We start from the raw sequence: 16,336 nt of genomic DNA, 5'->3' as shown, positions 1-16,336 counted from the left end.
TTGTCGAATTAAAATACTATAAGACCAAAAATTACAAGAAGTAATAAGCCAATAATTGATTGATTTCTAAAAGCTACCATTTCTAATTTTTTATCATTCAATGCAGTATATGAATTTGAGTTTTGAGGAATTTGTCCACTAGCTAAAAATGTTAATGCTTGATTTGCTTTATCCATGATCTCAGGGAATTCAGGTAGTCTTTTAATTACCTCTGAGGTATTTTTTAATGTTTCATTCAAATTACTTATAGGATCTTTTGTTTCTCTCAACCAACTTTCAAGAACTGGTTTAGACGTCGTCCATATATTGGTGTTTGGATTTAATTTTCTTGCAACTCCCTCAACTACAACCATTGTTTTTTGAAGCATTAATAATTGAGGCTGGGTTTGCATATTAAATTTTTCAGTCACATCAAAAAGTTGCTTTAGTAGTTTTCCCCCAGAAATATCTTTGACTTCTTGTCCAAATATAGGCTCACCTATTGATCTTAATGCTTGAGCAAGATCATCAATAGGAACATCTTTAGGAACTAAACCAGCTATTAAGTGCACCTCAGCAACTTTTCTGTAATCCCTTTGGATAAATCCAAATAAAATTTCAGCTAAAAAACGTTTACTCATTTTGTCTAATCTACCCATTATTCCAAAATCTATGGGGGCTATTTGGCCATTATCATCAATAAATATGTTACCTTGATGCATATCTGCATGAAAAAAACCATCTCTTACAGCGTGTCTTAAAAAATGTTGGATGATATCTTCAGCAATTTTACTTGTATTTAGATTTCTTTTTTTTAATTCTTCGGTTTCACGAATTGAAACACCATCTATCCAGTCTAAAGTCATGACATTTTCACTGGTAAAATTCCAATATATTTCAGGAACTTTAAATCCAGCATCATTTTTTGTATTTTCTGCATATTCGTTAGCAGCTGCAGCCTCAAATCTTAAATCCATTTCAAGGTTAGTTATTTCTTTTAACAAAAAAACAACCTCTACAAGTTTTAATCTTTTTGTTTTTTTTACAAATGACTCAATGATAAATGCAAACAACATCATGGCATCAATTTCTTCATTAAAAATCTTTTTGATATCTGGTCTTAAAATTTTAATAGCTACATCTTTAATTGTTCCATTATCATTAATTTTTGCTTTATGAACTTGAGCTATAGATGCAGCAGCCACAGGTTCACTCAAATCAATAATAGAATTAAAAGCATCAATGCCTAGGTCTTTTTTAATTATATTTTTTGCCTGATTAACTGAAAATGGTGGTAAACGATCTTGTAAATTTTCTAGTTTTGCGGAAAGCTCCTCACCTATAATATCTGGTCTAGTTGCTAAAAATTGTCCAAGTTTTATAAATGTTGTTCCCATGGACTCCAATGATTTTGAAAGTCTTTCCCCATCATCTTGAATGTTTTGATTTAAATCTTTTTTTTTAAATGAAATTGCTAATAACTGAAATAAAATTGTAATTCCGATAGGTGGTTTTTTAAATTTTGATGCAATTTTTAAAATATCAGACTTTGCAATTTTTCTACCTAATTTAAATAATGTAATTAATTTTTTAATCATTATATCTTCCAGCCACTATGAATAGAAACTATTCCTCCAGAAAAATTCCTATAACTACATTTTGTAAAATTATTTTTTTTCATTAAATCAATTAGTTCTTGTTGATTAATAAATTCTTCAATACTCTTTATCAGATATTCATAAGGTTTTTTATCACCTACAATGAGCTGACCAATATGAGGTATAAGCTTTGAATAGTTTTTATAAATAAAGTCTAAGTTAGAGTTTTGAATTTTTGAAAATTCTAAGCACAAAAATCTACCGCCTGGCTTCAACACTCTATAAGCTTCAGATAAAGTTTTGTCTAAATTTTTTGTATTTCTTAAGCCAAAACTTATTGTGTAATAATCAAAAAGATTATCTTTGAGAGGAAGATTTTCAGCTGCTGAATTGACCCATTTTATATTTTTATAGTTAGATAATTTTTGTTTACCTTCACTAATCATACCTTTGTTTGGATCTACACAAATTACTTCTGATCTTTCGCGAGTATTATCTAAAAATAATTTACCAATATCTCCTGTTCCACAAGCAACGTCCACTAGACTTTTATTTGAAGATGGATTCATTATATTGATCAAACTTTTTTTCCAAAAACGATGGATCCCCAATGACATGAAATCGTTCATCAAGTCGTACTTACTATAAACTTGATCAAAAACTTCCTCTACTAGACCTTTTTTATTTTGAAGATATTGTTGCATATAAAAATATATATTTAATATAGTACGAAATGCCAGAATTACCAGAAGTAGAAATTGTCAGACAATCACTAGACAAAAAAATCAAACAAAAAACTATTAAAAAAGTAATCATTAGAAATAAAAATCTTAGATTCCCAATTCCAAAAAATTTTTCTACTTTCCTTAAAAATAAAAAAATTGCTAAAGTTGATAGATTTTCAAAATATTTAATAATAAATTTTAAGAGTAGTGGTTTTTGTATAATACATTTGGGAATGTCAGGTACAATTCATGTTTTAAGTAAAAAACAAAAATCAAAATTTACCAATACAAGTTTTTATCACTCTCCAATACTTCCGAATAAACATAATCATATTGAATTGATATTTAATTCTTTAAAAGTAATTTATAACGATCCAAGACGATTTGGTTTTTTTGAACTGATTGAGACTTATGATGATTTAAAAAATAGATTAAAAAACTTAGGACCAGAACCATTTAATTCAGAATTTAACTTAAATTATGTATTTAAATATTTTAAAGGAAAGAATAAAAGTATAAAAAACTTTTTATTGGATCAAAAATTTGTTTCAGGTATTGGTAATATTTACGCAAGCGAAATTTTGTTCTTAAGTAAAATTAATCCTTTTAAAAAAGCAAGCTTATTATCCATTGATGATTGTAAAAAAATAATTTTAAATTCAAAAAAAGTACTTTCAAAAGCAATTAAAAAAGGAGGATCAAGTATAAGAGATTTTAAAGATGCTTCAGGTATTTTGGGAAATTTTCAAAAGGAATTCAATGTTTATCAGCAAGAGGGATTAAGATGTAAAACAAGAGGTTGTAGAGGTACTATAAAAAAAAAAATTATATCAAATAGATCCACTTTCTTTTGTGTTTCCTGTCAAAAATAGTTAAATATTTAGTTGACCACTTTAAGATCTCAAGCTATACCCCTGCGCATGGCAAACACAAAATCAGCTATTAAACGCATAAGACGTATTTCTAAGCAAACAGCTGTAAATAAAGCTAGAAAAAGTAGATTTAGAAATGCATTAAAGAAGATGAACACTCTAATTGATGCCAAAAAGAAAGATGAGGCATTAAAATTTTTACCTAAATTAAACTCAGAGTTGATGAAAATAGCCAAGACTGGAATAATTAAAAAGCAGAACGCATCAAGAAACGTTTCAAGAATTACTAAGAAAATTTCAACAATATAAAATTATAAATATCTATTTTTTAGATATAAAAATTTAACACATCATATAACAAGTATAAAAAAAAAATTACTATATTTAGATTTAGTAAACGTACGAATATAGCAAATACAATTTATATTTGATTCAATCTACGTTTGATTCAATTAGAAATTTTATAAATTGTTTTGTTATTCTAATTAATACAAAAAAAATTCTTTTAAAAAATTTTGAAAAAAATAATGCGACAATCAAAACTACAATCGTAGATTTTATTTTTTTTTATATTTTTTTATTAACTTGTTGCAAATTTTTTTAAATCGTTCTAACTGAGATTTCTCCATATATTTTATGAACAAACCTATAAATACAAAAAATTTAACTAATATAAACTCAGATAGCTTTGATTGGGAGTTGGTTCAAGCTGAGATGAGAAATAAACTAGGTTTAGAGGTTTATGAAAGTTGGTTAAAAAAAATAACTTTTGTAGAAGAATTTAATAATTATTTATTATTATCAGTCCCTACAAGATTCATAAGAGATTGGATTACTTCAAGATATTTAGACCAAATATTGCAAATAGTTAGATTGAACAAAAAAGATATAATCAGAATAGAATTTAAAATTGTAGAACAAGCTAAAAATAATTTTACCGAAAAAAATCAAAAAATAGAAAATAATACTAACCAAAATATTTCATTTATTAAAGATTCTTATCTTCAATATAATCGTATTGATCCAAACAAAAGGTTTGATAACTTCATAACGGGAAGTAGCAACAGACTTGCATATGAAGCTTCTTTAAAAGTTTCAGAAAATATTTCTCATTATAATCCATTATACATTTATGGTGGAGTTGGAATGGGTAAAACTCATTTGTTAAATTCTATAGGCTTAGAATTAAAAAAAAATAATAAAGTTATGTTCATTTCAGCAGAACGTTTCATGTATCAGTTCGTTAAATCTATCAAAGCAAATGACATGGTTAAGTTTAAAGAATATTTTAGGAACACAGATATTTTACTAATTGATGATATTCAATTTATAAGTGGAAAAGAAGCTATGCAGGAAGAGTTTTTTCATACTTTTAATGCTTTACTAGATAAAGGATCTCAAATAATTGTTTCTGCTGATAGAGCTCCAAACAAATTATCAAGAATTCAAGAAAGAATTAAATCTAGATTTTCTGGAGGACTAGTAGTTGATATTCAAAAGCCTGATCTTGAATTAAGAAAAAAAATAGTCGAGAAGAAAACTGAAGAATTAAATAATTTGTATTCAGATCAACTAAGTGTTTCTAAAGAAATTCAGAATTTTATTAGTTCTGAAATTACAGGAAGTATTAGGGAGTTAGTTGGAGCAATTAATAGAGTTGTTTCTTTTTCAAGAATTTATAACAAAGCCCCAAATTTATCCGAAACAAAAGTAGTTTTAAAAGATTTGCTAAATCTTGCAGAAAATAAAGTTACAATTGATTTAATACAGACAATTGTTTGTAAATTTTTTAAAATTAGTAAAAATGAAATGTTATCCTCTAGAAGGTCAAGATATTTAGTAAGACCTAGGCAAACAGCGATTTATTTAACGAAAATTTTAACCTCAAAATCATTACCAGAGATAGGAAGAGAATTTTCAAATAGAGATCACACAACTATAATTCATTCGGTAAAAACAATTGAAAAATTAAAGGAAAAAGATACTGAAATGGTTGAGAATATTAATAAGTTAAAAAACCAGATATTGTATAATAATAAAGAAAATGAAATTTAACGTAAATCAGCAAGATCTCCAGCAAGCATTAAATTATTGCCAAGGTGTTATAGAAAAAAGAAGTACACTACCAATACTTTCAAATATTCTATTGGATGTGAGTGATTCAAATTTAACAATTACTGCTACTGATTTAGATTTAATATTTATTCATAAGTTGAGCAATGTTGAGATTATTGAAGAGGGAAAAACAACGACAACTTCATCGATAATGTATGATATTATTAGAAAGCTCAATTCAGGAAAAAAAATAAATTTATCTTTAACAGATGTAAGTAAATTACAAGTCGAATCCGAGAAATCCATTTTTAATTTAAATTGTATTAGTGCAACAGAATTTCCATTAACTGACGAAAATTTTAATGAAAATGAATTTGTTATAAAATCAAAACAACTTTTAAAACTTCTAAATAAATGTAAATTTTCAGTTTCAAATGATGAGACCAGACATTATTTAAGTGGAATTTATTTTCATCAAACTGAAGTTGAGGATAAAAATTATTTAACAGCAGTTGCAACAGATAGTCATAGAATGTCAATTTCTAAAATTAGACTAGATGAAAAAATTGATTTTGAACCAATTATTTTACCTAAAAAAACAATCTTTCAACTTTGTTCGTTATTAGATAATTATGATGGCGATGTAAAAGTATCAAATGTTAAATCAAAAATTAAATTTGAATTAAATAATAGTATTTTAATATCTAAACTTATTGATGGAAAATTTCCAAATTATATTCAAGTAATTCCTAAAAATAATCAAAAAAAATTAGAAATAGATTTAAAGTTATTTTTAAATTCAGTAGATAGAGTTGCCTCTGTTTCTTTAGATAAAAAAGATGGTGTGAAATTTAATTTATCAAAAGACACACTGGATTTATCTGTGAACAATACAAATAGTGGTGATGGTAAAGAAACATTAAATGTTAAATTTGAACATGATTTAGAAATAAGCTTTAATTCTAGATATTTGTTAGACGTTGCTTCACAACTTGATGGAGATAGAGTGGAAATATATTTTAATGATACAGGCTCTCCAGCTTTAATAAAAGATCCAGGTGATTTTGATAGTATTTATGTTGTTATGCCTATGAAAGGCTAGTTTAATAAATCAAGTTCAGTATATATATCTTTTTCTAAAGTTTTTATAAATTCTTCCTTGGGTAGGCCAGCAGAAATTGGTTTTAAAATTGATATTGATATTGTCTTATGACTATTTTTAGGACCGTTTTTAGGCCAAACATAGCCAGAATTAATTGCTATTGGCTGGCATGTTACCTTCAGTTCTTCATAAATTCTAGAAGCTCCTTTTTTAAACATTGGTCTTTCATCTGGTTGAACTCTAGTTCCTTGAGGAAATATTATTAATGGTCTATTCGAGGTGTTTATCATGTGAGATATGTCTTTAAAAAAATCTAAATTATCTTTTGTTACCTTGTTTCGTTTAATTGATATTGAGCCTATTTTTTTTAAATACCAACCGAATATAGGTATTAACAGCAACTCTTTTTTAAGAATAAATACTGGTGAATTAAAAATTGTTTGTAAATAAAAAGTTTCAAACATTGATTGATGAGATGCAGCAATAAAAAATTTTTCATTTTTAACAATATTTTCTTTTCCTTTAACAAAAATTTTAACAGATAAAATTATTTTTAAGCAAAAACCTGTCCAATAACCCATTAGTTTTCCACCAATTAAAACAATTTTTCTAGGTAAAAAAAATGCTGGCAAAAAAATTAAAGAGATAAAAATTATTCCAGTAAAAAATGCTATCGAAAATAAAAAGTTTCTTATCATTGTTTCAAAAGCTATATTAAATCTTTGTGCTTTTGTCTTTTTCTGATTATTTTAATTTTTGATCCTTTAATTAATAATTCAATTGGTTTTGGTCTTAAATTGTAGTTTGAGCTTAACGACATTCCGTAAGCCCCAACATCACAAATTGCAATTAGGTCTTTTTCTTTTAACTCTTGAAATTTTTTTAAAGTTATAAATTTATCTGTACTCTCACATATTGGACCAACGAATTCATATGTTTTATTTGAGAGTTTAGTTGATTTTATAACTGGAAGAGTTGTGTGTAATGCACCATAAAGAGCTGGCCTCATTAAATCGTTCATTGCTGCGTCTAGAATTATAAATTTTTTTTTATCACTATCTTTAATATAAACCACTTTAGTAATTAATGTTGCTGTATTACCAATTATTGATCTTCCTGGCTCAAATATAATTTTAACTTTATGTTTTGTTAAAAATTTAAGAATAGCGTTATTATATTTTTTATAATTTAGTTGTTTATTTTTATTAGAATAGGCTATGCCCATTCCACCGCCTAAATCTATGTATTGAAATCTATGATTTGTCTTATTTAAAATTTTATCAACTGCTATAAGCATTTTTTCATATGGTTTATGATCTAAAATTTGACTTCCAATATGAACACTAAGACATTGTAGGTTAATATTTTTTGAATTTTTACAGTAATTTACTATTTCATAAAAAGTTTCTTTATTTACTCCAAATTTATTTTCTTTTTTCCCAGTTGAAATTTGACTTAAAGTTTTTGGATCTGTATTGGGATTAAGTCTTACTCCAATACTTATTTTTTTGTTTTTTGCGTTGGCAATTTTATTAATTTCTTTTATTTCACTTAAAGATTCTGCATTAATTAATAATATTTTTTTTTCAATTGCAAAATTTATTTCTTTTGATGTTTTACCAACACCTGAAAAGACTATTTTATTTGGACTTATTCCTGCTTTCAAAGCCATCATTAGTTCTCCCATGGAAACTACATCAGCTCCTAATCCAAGTTTTTTGATTACTTTTATTAAATTAACGTTAGTGTTAGATTTGACTGCAAAGCAAATTAAAGGTGAGAAAGATTTAAAATTTTTTTTAAATTTATTTATATTTTCTTCTAATTTTGTTTGAGAATAACAATAAGATGGTGTTCCGTATTTGTTGGCAATTTCAGAAAAACTAATTTTTTCTATAGTTAGTTTGTTATTAATGTACTTCATTAAGCTATATTAATTAAAACTGCTTCAATTTCTGCTTTTTTATCAGGATCTACATACTGAGGATCTCCTTTTTTTCCACAAGAAATCAAAGTGCAACAAAATAATATAATTAACGTAATTTTTTTAATCATTTTTGTTTTTTATAATTCATTATCATTTTTTTAATATTATCAAAAGATGTTCCTCCATATGATTTTTTAGAGTTTATAGAATTATTTAAATCAAATACTTTTAAAACATCCTCTTTTAATTTTGGTTCAATTTTTTTTAGTTCTTCTAAAGTTAATTCATTTAATTTTTTTTTCTTTTTCTCTGAAAAATTAACAATAGCAGCAGTTTTTTGATAAGCTTTTCTAAATGACATCGAATGATTTTTAACTAAATAATCAGCTAGATCAGTTGCGGTTGTGTATCCATTATTTGCAAGTTCAAGCATTTTTTTCTTATTTGGTTTACAATTTTTGAGCACCTCATCTAAAATTTTTAAACAATTCATTAAAATATCATTTGATTTAAAAACAATTTCTTTATCATCTTGTAAATCTTTGAAATAAGACAATGGCAAGCCTTTTAAAATCGTTAGCATTGAAAATAAATTTCCATAAGTAGACCCTGATTTTCCTCTTAAAAATTCAAGTAAATCAGGATTTTTTTTTTGAGGCATTATTGATGACCCTGTCACAACTTTGTCAGATAAATTGATCAGGTTAAATCCATCAGAATTCCAAATTATAAGCTCTTCAGCGATTCTAGAAATATGCATTGAGCATACGGAAGTTGCATACAAGAAATCTAAAACAAAATCTCGATCTGAAACAGTATCTATAGAATTTTTTGTTGGTCTGTCAAAACCAAGTTTTCTTGTTGTAAAGTTCCTATCTATATTGAATGAAGTACCAGCTAAAGCTGCAACACCTAAAGGATTTTCATTTAGACTATCCAGATTATTCAAAAATCTTTTTTTATCTCTACTAAACATTTCTACATATGATAATAAATAATGAGCAAAAGATATTGCTTGAGCATTTTTTAAATGTGTGAATCCTGGCATAATAGTTTCTACATTTTTTTCAGCCAACTTAATTGTACTTTTAATAACTTGATTAATATTAGTATTAATATCTTTAACTGCATCTTTGATCCAAATTTTAAAATCAGTTATTACTTGATCGTTACGTGATCTTGCTGTGTGAACATATCCTGCTTCTTCTCCAATAATTTGAAAAAGTCTCTTTTCAATATTCATATGAATATCTTCATATTTTTTATTAAATTCAAATTTATTTTTTAAAATTTCTTTATTAATTTTATTTAGACCATAAATAATTTTATTTTTAATTTTAAATGAAATAATTTTTTGCTTGAAAAGCATTTCTGTATGAGCAATTGATCCTAGAATATCCTGTTTATAAAGACGTTTATCTATATCGATGGAGTTTCCTATTTTTTGAAATAAACTTGAGGCATTTTTTTTTATACGTGTATTCCATATTGCTTGGTTGTTTTTATTTTTTGCCATGATATTTAATTATACCTATTTAACATGAGATTTTTAATATTATTTATTTTTTTGATAACAAATGCATTGGCCGAGAAAGTATCTGGAATAAAAAATATTGTAGTACATAAAGAGCCAAAAACATATGATAATGTTATTTTTTTAAACAAAAATAATAAAGAAATTAATATTAATAATTATCAAGAAAGTTTGTTGATATTAAATTTTTGGGCTACTTGGTGTGAACCTTGTAAAAAAGAAATGCCATCTTTAGACAATCTTAAAAAAAATTATGGTCTAAATAACTTAAAAATTTTTGCAATCAATATCGGTAAAGACAATCCAAAGAAAGTTAATGAGTTCTTTGAAAACCTAAATATTACAAGCTTTGATCCTTTTTTTGATTCACCCAATACATTAGCAAAAATTTTTTCTTTAAGGGGTGTTCCCACAACAATCTTATTTAATAAAGATGGAAAAGAATTTGCTCGTATTATGGGCTCCATTGATTTTGAAGATGACAACTTTGTTAATTGGATAAAAAAATATAATTAATTTTTAAAAAAATAAGCAAACCCCACTAAAGCAAGAATGGCAACAAATTGTAAAAGAACTCTTAATTGCATCAATTTGTTTGAATATTTTTTACTCGTTTCCCCACCTTTAAATAGGGTTCCAATACCCAGAATTAAAACAATGCCCACTGCAACAAGAAGTACTATTGATATTATTTTAACAAATATTCCTGAAATCATTTAATTATAGTAGAGTATTTTTTATAATAAAAAACATAATAAATCATTCTATGACATTTTGCCTAAATTCAATCATCATCAAACCAGAAGATGGGACGGAAATTAAGAATGCGATAGTATTACTTCATGGGTATGGCGGAGATGGAAAAGATATAAGCATGTTAACTTTAAATTGGAAAAGACATTTACCAAATACAGTTTTTATTTGTCCTAATGGACACGAAAAGTGTGCAATTAATCCATCAGGATATCAATGGTTTGATTTAACAAAAGAGGACTCTTCTTATATCCTTAATGAGTCAATTAAAGCTGAAAATGTTATTAAAAAATTTATTGAGGAAGTTAAAACAGAATTTAACTTATCACATCAACAAATTTGTTTATCAGGCTTTAGTCAGGGTTGTATGATGTCTTTGAATGTTGGTCTTACTTCAAATGAAAAGTTTTTATGTATTGTAGGATTTTCTGGTAAAATAATAGATCAAATTAATTTAAAAGATAGAATTAAAAATAGTACAGATACATTATTAATTCATGGTGATGATGATCCAATTGTTCCATCGACACATTTACTTGAAGCTAAAGATTTTTTAATTCGAAATAATATTCCAATAGAGACATTATTAATAAAAAATTGTGATCATCACATTCCTATTGAAGCATCAAGTACAGCCTTAAATTATATTTTAAAAAAAATTTAACATTTGACCATATTGATTATGTTCTCAAACTAAGTTAATGTTTTAAAGTGAACAATTTTATTGAACAAGACGTATCATTAGAAAAATGTCCTGCATTAGTTCTCAACGCTGATTATAGACCTCTTAGCTACTATCCACTATCGTTATGGTCGTGGCAAGACACAGTAAAATCAGTTTTTCTTGATAGAGTTATCATTGTAAGTCATTATGATAGAACTATCAGAAGTCCATCATTTAATATGAAGTTACCAAGCGTTATCGCTTTAAAAGACTACATTGTCCCTCAAACGAAACCAAGTTTTACTAGATTTAATGTTTTTTTAAGAGATAAATTTTCTTGTCAATATTGTGGAAGTAATGAGGAACTTACTTTTGATCATTTGCTTCCAAGATCCAAAGGTGGAGAAACAAATTGGGATAATGTTGTTACAGCTTGTTCAGCTTGTAATGTAAAAAAAGGTGGAAAATTATTAAAACATTCAGGAATGAAATTAAATCAATATCCTTTTAGACCTTCAACAGAAGATTTACATAAAAATGGTAAGAACTTTCCTCCTAATTTTTTACACAAAAGTTGGATGGATTATTTATATTGGGATGTTGAGTTAGAAGCCTAAATTTTTTCAGAAATATTAATTGCAATTTTAGAACCAGTTTTAATTATTTTATCTAAAATGCTATAAGGTCCTTTTTTTGTTGCGCCCTTTTCATAAGCAATATCTTTATGATTAAGTTCATCTTTTCTAAACTTTGTAATTTTGTCTTTGAGAAATTTTTCTTCTTGATCTAACTGATTGATTTGATTTAAGTAGTGCTCATCAATTACTTCTTCCACAGATGCTGTGCACAACATGGCTGCTTTTTTTCCTAATAAAGTAGAACCAAATCCCAAACCAACACCTAACAAATCCCATAGTGGTAAAAGTTTTGTAGGAGTAATATTTCTTTTTTTAATTTCGTTTTCAAAGAATTCACTATGTTCTTTCTCATGAATTCTCATATCTTCTATGATTTTTTTCAAATTTTCATCTTTTACAAAAGTGTTTAAAGCTAATAATTGACCTTCATATATTTTTACAGCCCCGCGTTCACCAGCATGATCTACCCTTATAAATTCTTCAATTTTTTTTTTACTTACTTTTGGCATAGTTTAAATATATTTTTAATGTATTCATTGTAATTAATATAGAAATTAGAATATTATAGGTTGTAAGAGATAATCCAAAAATTTTAAATGTTACATCTTTGCAGCTTACTTTTTGTTCCTGAAATTGTTTTAAAATTTCTTCTTTTGAAGTTACTCCTGAGCCATTTTTTAGGTCACAAACTAATGATTCCTCAATAAATCCTTGTTCAATACCAAAATGATAAACTGATAAAATAGTTGCTGTTAAAAAAACTATTATTAATAAAACCAAATATATTTTTTCAAACTGAGAAAATTTATAATTCAAAAGTATAATTACTATTGCAATTACATATGGAACTCTTTCTAAAATACAAAGATTGCATGGTTGATGACCTAACACATACTCAATAAAGAATGCTGATATTAAAGCGACGAAACTGACTAATAAAATTAGGTTAAGCAACAATGATTTGTTATTAAGCATTAAATTTAAAAATTAAAAATATAATACCTAACAATATAACTATTAAAATTCCAATTATAGTGAACCATTTTGATCCATGTTTTTCCATGAATTCAGTAAATAAGTCACCAAATTTATAAGATAAATAAGCAATAATAAAAAATCTAAGACTTCTCGAGATTAAGCTTACAATAATAAATACAGGGAAATTAAAAGCAATAATACCACTCGCAATAGTAAATGCTTTATAGGGAAGAGGAGTAAATCCTGCTAGAAAAAGAATACTGAGCCAGGCAAAAAAACCTGATCCTTGAGACAAATTTATTTTTAAATTTTCTACTTTATTTTCATAACCATAAAATTCAATTACATGAATAGCTAAATCATAAAACAAATAACCGATTAAATATCCAAAAATTCCACCTAAAACTGAAAATATAGATGCGATTAAAAATATTTTAAAATATTCTTTTTTTTTAGCAATTACCATTGGAATTATCATTACATCTGGTGGTATAGGAAAAAATGAACTTTCAGTGAAAGAAACAATACTTAAGTATAAATTTGAACTTTTATGAGCAGCCAGATTTAAACACTTTTTATAAAGACTTAGAAACATTTTTTGGTTTTAATATAATTTTAGTTCTTATACTATTTAATTATAATTTAATTTAATTTAATGGGCGAATGGCGGAACTGGTAGACGCGCACGACTCAAAATCGTGTTTCGCAAGAAGTGAGAGTTCGATTCTCTCTTCGCCCACCATTTTTATTTAATTAATATTTTTTCAAGAAAACAGTAAAGTAATGTAAAAAGATACTTTGATTGAAGTTCTTTAATTTTAAATTTTGACAGACCTTTTTCTCTTCCCATCCAAGATATTGAGGTAGTTTCATATTTCATTTTTCTAGATATTACTTTTAATGGAATTTCAAGAAATACATTAAAACTTTCCGAGACTATCGGTTTTAATTTTTTTAAAGATGAAGATTTATAAATTTTAAATGCATTTGTATAATCATTAAATTTATTTAAAAATATAATTGATACAATAAAATTAAAAATTCTGTTCAAAATTAATTTTTTAAATGGATAGTTTACTAGATTAGATTTTTTATAAAACCTAGATCCAAAAACTGCATCACAATCTTTTGATGTTATAATTTTATAATATTTTTCTAAATCTGATAAACTATCAGATCCATCGCACATCATAATTGACGTAAAATTTTTTGTAATATTATTTAAACCAGTATTAATTGCTGACCCCAAACCTTTTTTTTCATTTTTAATTACTTTTACAAATCGAAACTTTTTTTGAACCTCAAGAACTTTCTCGTATGATCTATCTGAGCTAAAATCGTCAATAAAAACTAATTCTAAATCAATATTAACTTTAGAAATTTTTTCAGATATTTCCTCAATATTTTCTTCCTCGTTTTTAATTGGTATGATAATTGATAATGACATGAAAATTTTAATTACTGGTGGTTGTGGTTTTATTGGTTCAAATATAGCTATTTTTCTTAAAAAAAAATTAAATTATTTAACAATCCATAGTCTAGATAATTTAAGCAGAAATTCATCAAAAATAAATCTTAATAGACTTAAAAAAGAAAAAATCAAAAATTTTAATATAAATATTTCAAACAAGGCAAAAATAAATTTACTACCTAGGTATGATTTTATAATTGATTGTTGTGCGGAAGCTGCAGTAGAGGCTTCAAAATCAGATGCTAAGAGAGTCTTTTTTACAAATCTAGTTGGAACATTTAATCTTTTGGAAAAAGCAAAAAAAGATACAAGTAATATAATTTTTTTGTCAACGAGCAGAGTGTATTCAATAAAAAAAATTAATTCTAAAGCAAAAAATATAAATAAAAAAAAATATAATTTTAAAATAAATGAAAATTTTTCAAAAAGATCTCCAATAAGTCTTTATGGATTTACAAAGCTAGCTTCTGAAAAGCTAATAGAGGAATATTCTTACTCAAATAATATTAAGTATATAATAAATAGGTTTGGCGTAGTATCTGGACCTTGGCAATTTGGGAAACAAGATCAAGGATTTATAAGTTTATGGCTCTGGAAATTTATAAATAAGCAAAAATTAAATTATATTGGCTTTGAGGGATTGGGAAATCAAGTAAGAGATGTTATCCATGTAATTGATGTTTGTGAATTAATAATTGAACAAATTAGAAAATTTAAAAAAATTAATAATAAAACTTTTAATGCTGGAGGTGGAATTAAAAATAAAATAACTCTCAAGCAGCTTACATTAAAATGCAAAGAAGTTACTAAGAACAATATTTTTATTGGTAAAAATATAAAAACATCAAATTATGATATATCTTACTACGTTACTGATAATAGAAAAATTTATAGCTTTTATAAATGGAGGGTTAAAAGAAACTTAGATACAATTATTAAAGATACATATGAGATACTAATTAAGTATAAAAAAATATTTATGGACAACAATTTATGAAAAAAATAGCAATTGTGACAGGATCTTGTGGTCTAGTTGGATCTGAGGCTGTTAAATTTTTTTTAAAAAAAAATTTTTTTGTTATTGGGATTGATAATAACTATAGGAAAAATTTTTTTGGTAAAGATGGTGATACTTCTTGGGTAAAAAAAAACTTTTATTAAATAAAAAATACTTACATCACGAGGTTGATATAAGAAATTCAAAAAAAATTTCTAAAATTTTTAAAGCTTACTCAAAAAATATAAAAGTAATAATTCATTCAGCTGCTCAACCTTCCCATGATTGGGCAAAAGATAATTTAATAACAGATTTTACAATTAATGCACAAGGAACACTTAATTTACTTAACTCTTGTTTGCAATTTTCTAAAAAAGCTGTTTTTATTCAACTCTCAACCAACAAAGTTTATGGAGATAATCCAAATAAAATTAAATTAAAAGAATACCCTTTAAGATTTAAGCCTAAAGACATTAAAAGGTATAAAAATGGTTTTGATGAAAATTTAAGTACAGATAATTGCACACATAGTTTTTTTGGAGTATCCAAAACTTATGCTGATTATTTAGCACAGGAATTTGGAAAAAATTATAACTTAAAAGTTGGTATATTTAGAGCAGGTTGTATCACTGGCCCAAATCATTCATCAGCAAAATTACACGGTTTTTTATCATACCTAGTTAAAAGCTGTGTTGTAAATAAAAGATACAATATTATTGGTTACAAAGGTAAACAGGTAAGAGATAATATTCATAGTTATGATTTATTAAATTCTTTTTGGGAATTTATAAAAAAGCCAAAAAAGGGAGAAATTTATAATATTGGAGGTGGGACCTTTTCAAATTGTTCAATACTTGAGTGTATTAAATATATTGAAGATAATAAAAAAATTAAGATTAATCTTAAATATACACCAAAGGAAAGAACTGGAGACCATATTTGGTACATATCAAACATAAAAAAATTTAAAAGAGATTATCCATCGTGGAAGCAGAAATATAACACAAAAAAAATATTAGATGAGTTACTTAAAAATTACTAAA

General features: G+C 25.7%; 21 protein-coding genes and 1 tRNA gene. 11 read left to right on the top strand and 11 right to left on the bottom strand.

What is annotated here, in order from left to right; genetic code table 11:
* Positions 1–8: 8 nt before the first annotated feature.
* A complete protein-coding gene (ubiB, locus tag ACTTBN_RS05180) occupies positions 9–1,577 on the bottom strand; it encodes a 2-polyprenylphenol 6-hydroxylase (RefSeq protein ID WP_440681330.1) in 1,569 nt (522 codons plus the stop codon).
* Complete coding sequence (ubiE, locus tag ACTTBN_RS05175; protein ID WP_440681329.1) at positions 1,577–2,281, bottom strand: bifunctional demethylmenaquinone methyltransferase/2-methoxy-6-polyprenyl-1,4-benzoquinol methylase UbiE; 705 nt, start codon at positions 2,279–2,281, stop codon at positions 1,577–1,579. Before ubiE ends, ubiB begins: the two co-directional genes overlap by 1 nt.
* Positions 2,282–2,310: 29 nt before the next feature.
* Between ubiE and mutM the strand changes: the two genes are divergently transcribed.
* The 4 genes from mutM (at position 2,311) to dnaN (ending at position 6,331) form a co-directional block, all read left to right on the top strand.
* On the top strand, positions 2,311–3,174 hold the full coding sequence (gene mutM, locus ACTTBN_RS05170; protein WP_440681328.1) for a bifunctional DNA-formamidopyrimidine glycosylase/DNA-(apurinic or apyrimidinic site) lyase: 864 nt from the start codon (positions 2,311–2,313) through the stop codon (positions 3,172–3,174).
* Between the two features lie 48 nt (positions 3,175–3,222).
* Complete coding sequence (gene rpsT, locus ACTTBN_RS05165) at positions 3,223–3,483, top strand: 30S ribosomal protein S20 (protein WP_440681327.1); 261 nt, start codon at positions 3,223–3,225, stop codon at positions 3,481–3,483.
* 327 nt (positions 3,484–3,810) lie between these two features.
* On the top strand, positions 3,811–5,229 hold the full coding sequence (dnaA, locus tag ACTTBN_RS05160) for a chromosomal replication initiator protein DnaA (protein ID WP_440681326.1): 1,419 nt from the start codon (positions 3,811–3,813) through the stop codon (positions 5,227–5,229).
* A complete protein-coding gene (gene dnaN / locus ACTTBN_RS05155) occupies positions 5,219–6,331 on the top strand; it encodes a DNA polymerase III subunit beta (RefSeq protein WP_440681325.1) in 1,113 nt (370 codons plus the stop codon). The genes dnaA and dnaN overlap by 11 nt, the downstream gene beginning before the upstream one ends.
* Here the strand turns inward: dnaN and ACTTBN_RS05150 are convergent.
* Genes ACTTBN_RS05150 through argH form a run of 4 tightly spaced genes read right to left on the bottom strand, consistent with a single transcriptional unit; the run spans position 6,328 to position 9,774 of the window.
* Positions 6,328–7,029 carry a lysophospholipid acyltransferase family protein gene (locus ACTTBN_RS05150; protein WP_440681324.1) on the bottom strand — a complete coding sequence of 234 codons (702 nt, stop codon included), beginning with the start codon at positions 7,027–7,029 and terminating at the stop codon, positions 6,328–6,330. The genes dnaN and ACTTBN_RS05150 overlap by 4 nt on opposite strands.
* 11 nt (positions 7,030–7,040) lie before the next feature.
* Complete coding sequence (gene lysA, locus ACTTBN_RS05145) at positions 7,041–8,255, bottom strand: diaminopimelate decarboxylase (protein ID WP_440681323.1); 1,215 nt, start codon at positions 8,253–8,255, stop codon at positions 7,041–7,043.
* The gene (locus ACTTBN_RS05140; protein WP_440681322.1) at positions 8,255–8,386 is read right to left on the bottom strand and encodes a hypothetical protein; all 132 of its coding nucleotides are present in this window, start codon (positions 8,384–8,386) and stop codon (positions 8,255–8,257) included. The genes lysA and ACTTBN_RS05140 overlap by 1 nt, the downstream gene beginning before the upstream one ends.
* Positions 8,383–9,774 (bottom strand): argininosuccinate lyase, encoded by a 1,392-nt coding sequence (argH, locus tag ACTTBN_RS05135; RefSeq protein WP_440681321.1) that lies wholly within the window; start codon positions 9,772–9,774, stop codon positions 8,383–8,385. Before argH ends, ACTTBN_RS05140 begins: the two co-directional genes overlap by 4 nt.
* A 24-nt stretch (positions 9,775–9,798) precedes the next feature.
* Here argH and ACTTBN_RS05130 point away from each other — a divergent pair, with 24 nt between their 5' ends.
* Entirely contained in the window at positions 9,799–10,308 is a 510-nt protein-coding gene (locus tag ACTTBN_RS05130) for a TlpA family protein disulfide reductase (RefSeq protein WP_440681320.1), read from the top strand.
* On the opposite strand, the gene ACTTBN_RS05125 is transcribed toward ACTTBN_RS05130, so the two are convergent.
* Entirely contained in the window at positions 10,305–10,508 is a 204-nt protein-coding gene (locus tag ACTTBN_RS05125; protein WP_440681319.1) for a twin transmembrane helix small protein, read from the bottom strand. The two genes, ACTTBN_RS05130 and ACTTBN_RS05125, sit on opposite strands and share 4 nt — an antisense overlap.
* Positions 10,509–10,558: 50 nt before the next feature.
* On the opposite strand from ACTTBN_RS05125, the gene ACTTBN_RS05120 reads away from it, so the two are divergent.
* Positions 10,559–11,209, top strand: coding sequence for an alpha/beta hydrolase (locus tag ACTTBN_RS05120; RefSeq protein ID WP_440681318.1), 651 nt, complete (start codon positions 10,559–10,561; stop codon positions 11,207–11,209).
* 47 nt (positions 11,210–11,256) lie between these two features.
* Positions 11,257–11,826 (top strand): HNH endonuclease, encoded by a 570-nt coding sequence (locus ACTTBN_RS05115; RefSeq protein WP_440681317.1) that lies wholly within the window; start codon positions 11,257–11,259, stop codon positions 11,824–11,826.
* On the opposite strand, the gene ACTTBN_RS05110 is transcribed toward ACTTBN_RS05115, so the two are convergent.
* From ACTTBN_RS05110 to ACTTBN_RS05100, 3 genes are read right to left on the bottom strand one after another with little or no spacing between them, the layout of a single operon-like run.
* A complete protein-coding gene (locus ACTTBN_RS05110) occupies positions 11,823–12,356 on the bottom strand; it encodes a demethoxyubiquinone hydroxylase family protein (protein ID WP_440681316.1) in 534 nt (177 codons plus the stop codon). The two genes, ACTTBN_RS05115 and ACTTBN_RS05110, sit on opposite strands and share 4 nt — an antisense overlap.
* Entirely contained in the window at positions 12,340–12,822 is a 483-nt protein-coding gene (locus ACTTBN_RS05105) for a disulfide bond formation protein B (RefSeq protein WP_440681315.1), read from the bottom strand. The genes ACTTBN_RS05110 and ACTTBN_RS05105 overlap by 17 nt, the downstream gene beginning before the upstream one ends.
* Positions 12,815–13,420, bottom strand: coding sequence for a YqaA family protein (locus ACTTBN_RS05100; protein WP_440681314.1), 606 nt, complete (start codon positions 13,418–13,420; stop codon positions 12,815–12,817). Before ACTTBN_RS05100 ends, ACTTBN_RS05105 begins: the two co-directional genes overlap by 8 nt.
* A 62-nt stretch (positions 13,421–13,482) precedes the next feature.
* Here ACTTBN_RS05100 and ACTTBN_RS05095 point away from each other — a divergent pair.
* Positions 13,483–13,567 (top strand) — tRNA-Leu (locus ACTTBN_RS05095).
* A 3-nt stretch (positions 13,568–13,570) separates the two neighbouring features.
* Here the strand turns inward: ACTTBN_RS05095 and ACTTBN_RS05090 are convergent.
* Positions 13,571–14,272, bottom strand: coding sequence for a glycosyltransferase family 2 protein (locus ACTTBN_RS05090; RefSeq protein ID WP_440681313.1), 702 nt, complete (start codon positions 14,270–14,272; stop codon positions 13,571–13,573).
* Here ACTTBN_RS05090 and ACTTBN_RS05085 point away from each other — a divergent pair.
* From ACTTBN_RS05085 to ACTTBN_RS05075, 3 genes are read left to right on the top strand one after another with little or no spacing between them, the layout of a single operon-like run.
* Complete coding sequence (locus tag ACTTBN_RS05085; protein WP_440681312.1) at positions 14,253–15,293, top strand: NAD-dependent epimerase/dehydratase family protein; 1,041 nt, start codon at positions 14,253–14,255, stop codon at positions 15,291–15,293. The two genes, ACTTBN_RS05090 and ACTTBN_RS05085, sit on opposite strands and share 20 nt — an antisense overlap.
* Entirely contained in the window at positions 15,290–15,457 is a 168-nt protein-coding gene (locus tag ACTTBN_RS05080) for a hypothetical protein (protein WP_440681311.1), read from the top strand. The genes ACTTBN_RS05085 and ACTTBN_RS05080 overlap by 4 nt, the downstream gene beginning before the upstream one ends.
* Positions 15,433–16,335, top strand: coding sequence for an NAD-dependent epimerase/dehydratase family protein (locus ACTTBN_RS05075; RefSeq protein ID WP_440681310.1), 903 nt, complete (start codon positions 15,433–15,435; stop codon positions 16,333–16,335). The genes ACTTBN_RS05080 and ACTTBN_RS05075 overlap by 25 nt, the downstream gene beginning before the upstream one ends.
* Position 16,336: the final 1 nt, after the last annotated feature.

Origin of the sequence: Candidatus Pelagibacter sp. HIMB1623, from assembly GCF_052047695.1 — a bacterium.
Lineage (GTDB): Bacteria > Pseudomonadota > Alphaproteobacteria > Pelagibacterales > Pelagibacteraceae > Pelagibacter.
The sequence above is the reverse complement of the archived record's forward strand: the minus strand, read 5'-3'. Positions and strand labels throughout refer to the sequence as shown.

Excerpts from the sequence above, each read along its gene's own strand:
- ACTTBN_RS05100 (WP_440681314.1), bottom strand. The coding sequence starts at position 13,420 with ATGTTTCTAAGTCTTTATAAAAAGTGTTTAAATCTGGCTGCTCATAAA.
- rpsT (WP_440681327.1), top strand. The coding sequence starts at position 3,223 with ATGGCAAACACAAAATCAGCTATTAAACGCATAAGACGTATTTCTAAG.
- ACTTBN_RS05080 (WP_440681311.1), top strand. The coding sequence starts at position 15,290 with ATGAAAAAAATAGCAATTGTGACAGGATCTTGTGGTCTAGTTGGATCT.
- ACTTBN_RS05120 (WP_440681318.1), top strand. The coding sequence starts at position 10,559 with ATGACATTTTGCCTAAATTCAATCATCATCAAACCAGAAGATGGGACG.
- mutM (WP_440681328.1), top strand. The coding sequence starts at position 2,311 with ATGCCAGAATTACCAGAAGTAGAAATTGTCAGACAATCACTAGACAAA.
- dnaA (WP_440681326.1), top strand. The coding sequence starts at position 3,811 with ATGAACAAACCTATAAATACAAAAAATTTAACTAATATAAACTCAGAT.
- ACTTBN_RS05140 (WP_440681322.1), bottom strand. The coding sequence starts at position 8,386 with ATGATTAAAAAAATTACGTTAATTATATTATTTTGTTGCACTTTGATT.
- ACTTBN_RS05105 (WP_440681315.1), bottom strand. The coding sequence starts at position 12,822 with ATGCTTAATAACAAATCATTGTTGCTTAACCTAATTTTATTAGTCAGT.
- lysA (WP_440681323.1), bottom strand. The coding sequence starts at position 8,255 with ATGAAGTACATTAATAACAAACTAACTATAGAAAAAATTAGTTTTTCT.
- ubiE (WP_440681329.1), bottom strand. The coding sequence starts at position 2,281 with ATGCAACAATATCTTCAAAATAAAAAAGGTCTAGTAGAGGAAGTTTTT.
- ACTTBN_RS05110 (WP_440681316.1), bottom strand. The coding sequence starts at position 12,356 with ATGCCAAAAGTAAGTAAAAAAAAAATTGAAGAATTTATAAGGGTAGAT.
- ACTTBN_RS05130 (WP_440681320.1), top strand. The coding sequence starts at position 9,799 with ATGAGATTTTTAATATTATTTATTTTTTTGATAACAAATGCATTGGCC.
- argH (WP_440681321.1), bottom strand. The coding sequence starts at position 9,774 with ATGGCAAAAAATAAAAACAACCAAGCAATATGGAATACACGTATAAAA.
- dnaN (WP_440681325.1), top strand. The coding sequence starts at position 5,219 with ATGAAATTTAACGTAAATCAGCAAGATCTCCAGCAAGCATTAAATTAT.
- ACTTBN_RS05125 (WP_440681319.1), bottom strand. The coding sequence starts at position 10,508 with ATGATTTCAGGAATATTTGTTAAAATAATATCAATAGTACTTCTTGTT.
- ubiB (WP_440681330.1), bottom strand. The coding sequence starts at position 1,577 with ATGATTAAAAAATTAATTACATTATTTAAATTAGGTAGAAAAATTGCA.
- ACTTBN_RS05090 (WP_440681313.1), bottom strand. The coding sequence starts at position 14,272 with ATGTCATTATCAATTATCATACCAATTAAAAACGAGGAAGAAAATATT.
- ACTTBN_RS05085 (WP_440681312.1), top strand. The coding sequence starts at position 14,253 with ATGATAATTGATAATGACATGAAAATTTTAATTACTGGTGGTTGTGGT.
- ACTTBN_RS05150 (WP_440681324.1), bottom strand. The coding sequence starts at position 7,029 with ATGATAAGAAACTTTTTATTTTCGATAGCATTTTTTACTGGAATAATT.